At 57.4% G+C, this 5,737-nt stretch carries 4 protein-coding genes, 1 tRNA gene and 2 pseudogenes; 2 read left to right on the forward strand and 5 right to left on the reverse strand.

Annotated elements, in window-relative coordinates; all coding sequences use genetic code 11:
* Window positions 1-143 precede the first annotated feature (143 nt).
* Both KBY78_RS15580 and KBY78_RS15585 read right to left on the reverse strand, forming a co-directional pair.
* Complete coding sequence (locus KBY78_RS15580; protein WP_255144401.1) at window positions 144-1,148, reverse strand: ubiquinone biosynthesis protein COQ4; 1,005 nt, start codon at window positions 1,146-1,148, stop codon at window positions 144-146.
* Between the two features lie 60 nt (window positions 1,149-1,208).
* Entirely contained in the window at window positions 1,209-1,463 is a 255-nt protein-coding gene (locus tag KBY78_RS15585; protein WP_255144402.1) for a hypothetical protein, read from the reverse strand.
* A 95-nt stretch (window positions 1,464-1,558) separates the two neighbouring features.
* Here KBY78_RS15585 and KBY78_RS15590 point away from each other — a divergent pair.
* Together KBY78_RS15590 and KBY78_RS15595 are read left to right on the forward strand one after the other, a co-directional pair.
* Window positions 1,559-1,630: transfer RNA gene (locus tag KBY78_RS15590), tRNA-Val, on the forward strand.
* 749 nt (window positions 1,631-2,379) lie between these two features.
* Window positions 2,380-2,547, forward strand: a pseudogene (locus tag KBY78_RS15595) (IS5/IS1182 family transposase); the annotation flags it as partial.
* 135 nt (window positions 2,548-2,682) lie between these two features.
* Here the strand turns inward: KBY78_RS15595 and KBY78_RS15600 are convergent.
* The 3 genes and pseudogenes from KBY78_RS15600 to KBY78_RS15610 form a co-directional block, all read right to left on the reverse strand.
* The gene (locus KBY78_RS15600; protein ID WP_255144403.1) at window positions 2,683-3,054 is read right to left on the reverse strand and encodes a hypothetical protein; all 372 of its coding nucleotides are present in this window, start codon (window positions 3,052-3,054) and stop codon (window positions 2,683-2,685) included.
* An 86-nt stretch (window positions 3,055-3,140) separates the two neighbouring features.
* Entirely contained in the window at window positions 3,141-4,688 is a 1,548-nt protein-coding gene (locus KBY78_RS15605; RefSeq protein ID WP_255144404.1) for a GMC family oxidoreductase, read from the reverse strand.
* Window positions 4,689-4,935: 247 nt separating this feature from the next.
* Window positions 4,936-5,478 (reverse strand): annotated as a pseudogene (locus KBY78_RS15610) (delta-class carbonic anhydrase); the annotation flags it as partial.
* Between the last annotated feature and the right edge of the window lie 259 nt (window positions 5,479-5,737).

Consider the following 5,737-nt stretch of genomic DNA (forward strand, 5'->3'; position numbering starts at 1 on the left):
CACTCCCACGATTCCCAGCAGAGGCCACCACAGCAACCCGAAGGGCAGGCTCAGCAGGCAGGTGGTGCGGTCGTGGTCGGTGCCGCTGGCCATGAACCGGTCGTGTTCCCGTCAGTGTGCCGGTCGCTCAGTGTGCCGGCTGCTCAGGTCTGGGGCAGTTCTTCTGGGGCGCGGCCCCGCGGTAGCACGTTGAACCGCTGGCGCACCTGCTCGAGGGGGGCGGCGAAGTGGTCCCAGGGATCGATGCCGGCCAACAGGTCCACACTCACGTGGGAGCCGTGCTCGAGGCCCGCGAAGATCCGATCCACATCGAGCTGGCCGCGCCCGGCCGGCACAAAGGGCGAGGCGCCGATGCCGAGCTCGAATTCCGCCAGGGCGAACATCAGCAGGTAGAAGGGATCCACCTTCTCGAAGCCCGCCTGGAAGCCCAGCACCGCCCCCTCCTCGGCGGGGGTGGTGCCGTAGCCGCCCAGCACGTGGCAGCAGTCGTGGTGCATCACCGGCGGCGGTGGCCCGCCGTGCTCACCGGGGAACTGGAAGCCGTTGCGGTCGATGAAGTTGGCGTAGGCCAGCCCGAAGCTGCCTTCCGGGTAGCTCCGCAGCTGCCGGTAGCGCTCGGCCATGGCCCGATCCTCCTGGCCGAGCAGCACCCGGGCGCTGGCCAGGGCGGCGGATAGCCCCTCCTGGCGCCACATGGCCTTGAAGGCCTGGGGGATGAAGCCGCGCCGGGCCACATCGAGGCGCACCAGCCAGGCCTGGTGCTCCATCACCTGCTGGAAGGTGCGTACCGGGCCCGGATCCACGTTGAGACACCGAGCGGTGCGCTCCAGCAGGTCCAGCTGCTGCGGCGTGGGTGTGCCATCGAACAGGGCCACCAGGGTCATGCCCCGCAGGATGCGCTCCCGCCACTGGGGATCCGGATTCACGCCCTTCACCCGGGCGGCCAGGGCGTCTGGATCGATGTCCGGCAGGGTCTCCAGTGCCAGATCGAGGTGCAGGAGGTGATCGCGAACGCCCCGGATCGCGGCCAGGGCCTTGGCCGATGGTGTGCCGCGCAGGCGGGCCATGGTCATCAGGGCGGCCAGCCCGGCCTCGCCGATCGCCTGACGCTGGTCGTCCGGCAGGGTGGCCTGAACGTTGATCACCATCGTGGGGTCCTCTCGGGGGCCAGCCTGAGCGCACGGATCGAGGGCTCAGTGGACAAGCGCTCAATAGCAGAGATCAATATTGCCAGTGCTGCGCTGCTGCTGCTCCACGCAGGTGTCGACGCTCTCCCGATCGATCTGGCCCTCACCGCTCGGTCCGCTGGTGAGCCAGGAGCCGACCAGGAAGAGGAGCAACAACAGGCCGGCGAACCCGATCACCACACTGGCCCGCCGGAAGGTGAACCTGGCCTGCTCCAGGCGGACTTTCCGTTCCAGCGCACGGATGCGGGTCTTGCGTTTGGCGTCCTCTCCCCTCACATCCGCTGCCCAGTTGGCCAGAGGCCGATCCTCTCACCGGTGGGCAGGAGGCACACCGGCGGCGGGCGAACCGGCAGCAGGCACAATGGAGACAAGCGCGATTAGCTCAGCGGTAGAGCGCCTGCCTTACAAGCAGGATGTCGCTGGTTCGAACCCGGCATCGCGCATCTGTAAAACCCAGGCCAGGACAGGGATTCCCGGGGAAGGCCGGTGATTCAGGCATGACCTGTCTGGGCCTGTCAGGTCGATACTGCCCACAATCCTGCGCAGAATGGCTGGGTGCCAGTCGAGCTCCTGCCGTATCAGCCTGTGAGGTGGGCAGAATGCACTGGGACGTCATTTGAGCTGCTGCACGAGATTCGGAGCCGGATGGGCTCTCGGCAGTGAATCAATCTTTAAGGAGGGTCTGCGTAACTGCCCGTTGAGAAACCGCCGTCAAGACAGGGACATGAGTCTCAAGCTCTGGTTTGAGCAATGTCATGGGTGATCCAAGCCCTCCTTAACACAAAATCAAGATTAAGGAGAGCGGCAAGGTCAAGGAGTCGTCCTGGCAAGACAACGGTGTCTCCGGTGTTTCGGCGTCTCGGTGATGGACAAGCTGCTGGATGTCATGAGGGGCGCCCCTTTTTCAGGGATTCTCGTGATCTTCCTGCAGATATTCGAAGTCGTTAGGCGGCTCCTCAGAGAGTCGCGGCAGGAAGCTTCGTATTCAGTTTTGCGATTAATCTCTGCGTTGAGATGGCGAAAGTTATCTCAAAGGCCGATTGAGAGGATCATTCGCTGGCCTATAGATTTGTATGGAGACTATGGTAAAAACCCAGGCGACCTGCGGGAGAATGGATTCGTCATTCAAGGTCAACATCGGGTGATGGGTATCAGGCAGCATGGATTCACCGATTACGAATAGACCACTGCCAAGAAGCACACCAGGCACGAGAGCTTCCTGGGCGAAATGGAGAAGGTGGTGCCCTGGCAGCGATTGGTGGCGCTGATCGAGCCTTACTACCCCAAGACGGGCGAGAAGGGAGGTGGGCCTCCATCTCCACTGGCCACCATGCTGGGCACACACCTGATCCAGCAGTGGTAGTCGCTCAGCGATCCGGCCATGGAGGAGACGCTGATCGTGGTGTCTGTGGTCGCTTGGTGATCAGCGATCAGGGGTGGACTGCTGCGCTGCTGCGTCACGGCCCCTGAACGGGTACGACATTCTAATCGTCCATCAACGACTGAAGCCTGCCAGGTAGTGAAGTATTTCGGGGCTCATTCCTGAGAGTACACCCAGCAGCTCCTGGCTTGGATGGCCAAATACAACGACGCGTTTTGGCTTGACTAAAATCGAGAATCGCTCACCGAACTTGCCTGAAAATGACTCAATGTGCGCGAGCCCTGCCTGTGAGTTTGCATAGCGTTCATGAAGAATCAGCTGACCCTTCTCAGAATTGACGCTCCACTCAAAGTGAGTTGTTTGCGGTTCGTTGCTCAGGAAAAAACTTGTCATCTCCTTGGCAATTTCTTCAACGGCGGCCTCACTGCTCGGATCGTAATTAGCCTCAATGATCCAAGACACCCAATCCAGCTTTTGTTGACTCATGATGGTTGCAAGAACGACAGATTGTTAATGCGAATGCAGCTCTATTTTTGAGCTGCAGTCCTTTTGCTGTGCTGTGCTGGCTGGTATTAGCTGCCAGCCAGCACTGAATCGACAGCTTTCTCGGCCACAACGTAGCAGGTCAGCATTGGGTTGCGACTGACGTGGTCCGGAAAGATGGAGCAATCAGCTACCCGTAGATTCTTGCAGTCATGAACTTTCAGATTGGAATCAACGACAGCATGGTTGTCGGTAGATGGTCCCATTTTGCAAGTGCCGATTGCATGCCAGATTGTGGCTGACCTTTCTGTGACATAGCGCTCTAGGGCACGGGTATCATCAATCATTGAATCATTAATAACAGCAACGCCCTCAGACAGTTCGCCGAGTTCGCCACTGTTGAGCAGCTGATAGCCTCGGCGAACCCCGTCGACCATTTTCCGCATATCTTCTGCATGGGAGTTGAGGCGGTGGTCAATGCGTGGCTGGCGGTTAGGGTCTGCTGATTCCAAGGTGATACGCCCCCTTGATTCAGGACGGTTAATTACAATCCCAGCCCCAAACATCAACCCTCGCGTTGGATCGGCTCCGGGGAAGCGTTCGGCACCAAGTTTGCCGAGACAGTAGATCTGCATGTCATTCTTGTGAGAGCTGCCTGGAGCTGTGTAGTGGATCACCATCTGCACATCGTCATCACTCTCGTGAACCACTCCACTTTTAGGATAGGCAGCGACAACAGCCAATGAGTGATCGATCAGATTACTGCCCACACCTTGGAGTTCATTGACACACTTGATGCCCAGTGGGTCCAGATCAATTTTCGGTCCTATGCCTGAGCGGAGGAGCAATGCTGGTGAATGAATCGCCCCGCAACTGATGATCACCTCTCCTGCCTGAATCGTCTCCACGCTTCCACTTGCCGTGACAACCTCCACTCCAGTGGCTCTTTTTCCATGAAATACCACTTTCCTGGCAAGCGTCTTATCCATGATCGTCAGGTTGTTACGCGTCTGTGCTTCAAGCAAATAGGCAATTGAACTTGAGATGCGCAGTGTGCCGTCTCCAGCCCGATTCATTGGGATTGGCCCTACACCGTCGTAACCGCGGGGATGGTTGTGATCAGGCACCCAATGGTATCCATTGGCCATTGCCGTGCTGCAGAAACCTTTGACCACCTGAGAATATTCATTCGGCTTGAACCGTTGAATCGGGATGCGACCTTCTGATCCATGATGCGAAGCATAGCCAAAGTCCCGGTCATCTTCGATCCGTTTATACAAAGGTAGGATGTCTTCCCAGTCCCATCCTTTGTTTCCGAGTGCAGCCCACTCTCTGAAGTCTTGCTTGAGGCCCCGCAGAGAAATGCAACCATTCACGGCAGAACATCCACCCGTGACCTTGCCTCGAGCGTAGGCAAATTCTCTTCCGGGTATCACTTCAGTGATGTAATTCCAATCATGGCTTTCTACGGAGACGGCGCGTGAATCAAGCAGATCTGCAGGTGTTTCTTGAATTGTCCGATAGTGTGGGCCAGCTTCAATCAACAACACGGTAGCTGTGCTGTCTTCAGATAGCCGTGCTGCGATCACAGCCCCAGCGTTGCCACCGCCAATGACAATGAAATCAAACGCGCTCATTGCAGTCTCCACTGTGACCTTGGCGCAGGTCGTGCTTGGTGCACAAACTGCTGGTACCTCATCATACCGGTTTAAGGGCACCTCGAAAATCGCCCTTGCCGGGACTTCCGGATCGGCGTGGCTCCGGCTAGGAAATGAGTCTCACTCAGCCGATAACCACGATCTCGCCACCCTTGTCACCCCCATCAGCGCCCAGATCAAGAATCCAGTCAGCACAGAGGGCTTTTTTTAAAAGGGTTCAATGCATTTACTTTGAAGCCTGAACAGGCGAAAGCAGATCTGGGTCTAACACCAAGTTGCGAACACCATGGGCATGGTCCTCATTAAAAGGATTTGACTTAAACCACTGGGCAACTGACAAGATATCGACCTTAGTGACATTTGGCCTTACATTCCAAGTGACTTGAAGAGGAGAAGGTTTGAGATTATAGCTGGGACCTGTAGTGGAGCCTGCGTATGTCACGGGCTCTCCAAGGTTGTCGGGTATATTGGGGGATGCGTTGTAACCATTCACAGCGGAGATCTGGGTCATCTTCACAAAATCTGCTGCACTACTATCATTTACAAGAACCGCAACTACGGCCTCAACCCTCAGCTGTGGATTGAGATTGTCCTTGCTGAGGCAGGCTGCAAGGGTTGGACCGGGCTTCACGTGTGCAGTGCTGTAAACATAATGTATCTCTATGGTATTGCCTGGTAAAAGCTCGCCATGTTCCGTCATTCCAGATTTCTCAGTCAGCGGTCTGAGTTCTGCGGGACTAAGAGTTTGCGGAAAAACCACCTGAACGCCCGCGTTTTTCCCTCCTGAGAGCTGATCACGCTCCGTCCGGGCTGGTTTTCAGCGAATCAGCGGCTCAGAACGCCCATTTCAGGTGTTTTGCCCCGTTGGAGCTGCCTGGATCGGGGCCGCCTGGCCACACCTCTGGGCAATCCGCTGCTCATCCCGCTGCCATCACCGGCTTGAGCAGGTTGCCCAGCCTGATCAGGTTGTAGGCGATCACGTGCAGGCCAAACACCGCACTCACCTTTTCGGTGCCGCGCAGCTTGAA

Origin of the sequence: Synechococcus sp. EJ6-Ellesmere (assembly GCF_024345875.1) — a bacterium.
GTDB classification, from domain to species: domain Bacteria; phylum Cyanobacteriota; class Cyanobacteriia; order PCC-6307; family Cyanobiaceae; genus Regnicoccus_A; species Regnicoccus_A antarcticus.

Coding starts and splice junctions, on each gene's coding strand:
- KBY78_RS15600 (WP_255144403.1), bottom strand. CDS start 3,054: ATGAGTCAACAAAAGCTGGATTGGGTGTCTTGGATCATTGAGGCTAAT.
- KBY78_RS15605 (WP_255144404.1), bottom strand. CDS start 4,688: ATGAGCGCGTTTGATTTCATTGTCATTGGCGGTGGCAACGCTGGGGCT.
- KBY78_RS15580 (WP_255144401.1), bottom strand. CDS start 1,148: ATGGTGATCAACGTTCAGGCCACCCTGCCGGACGACCAGCGTCAGGCG.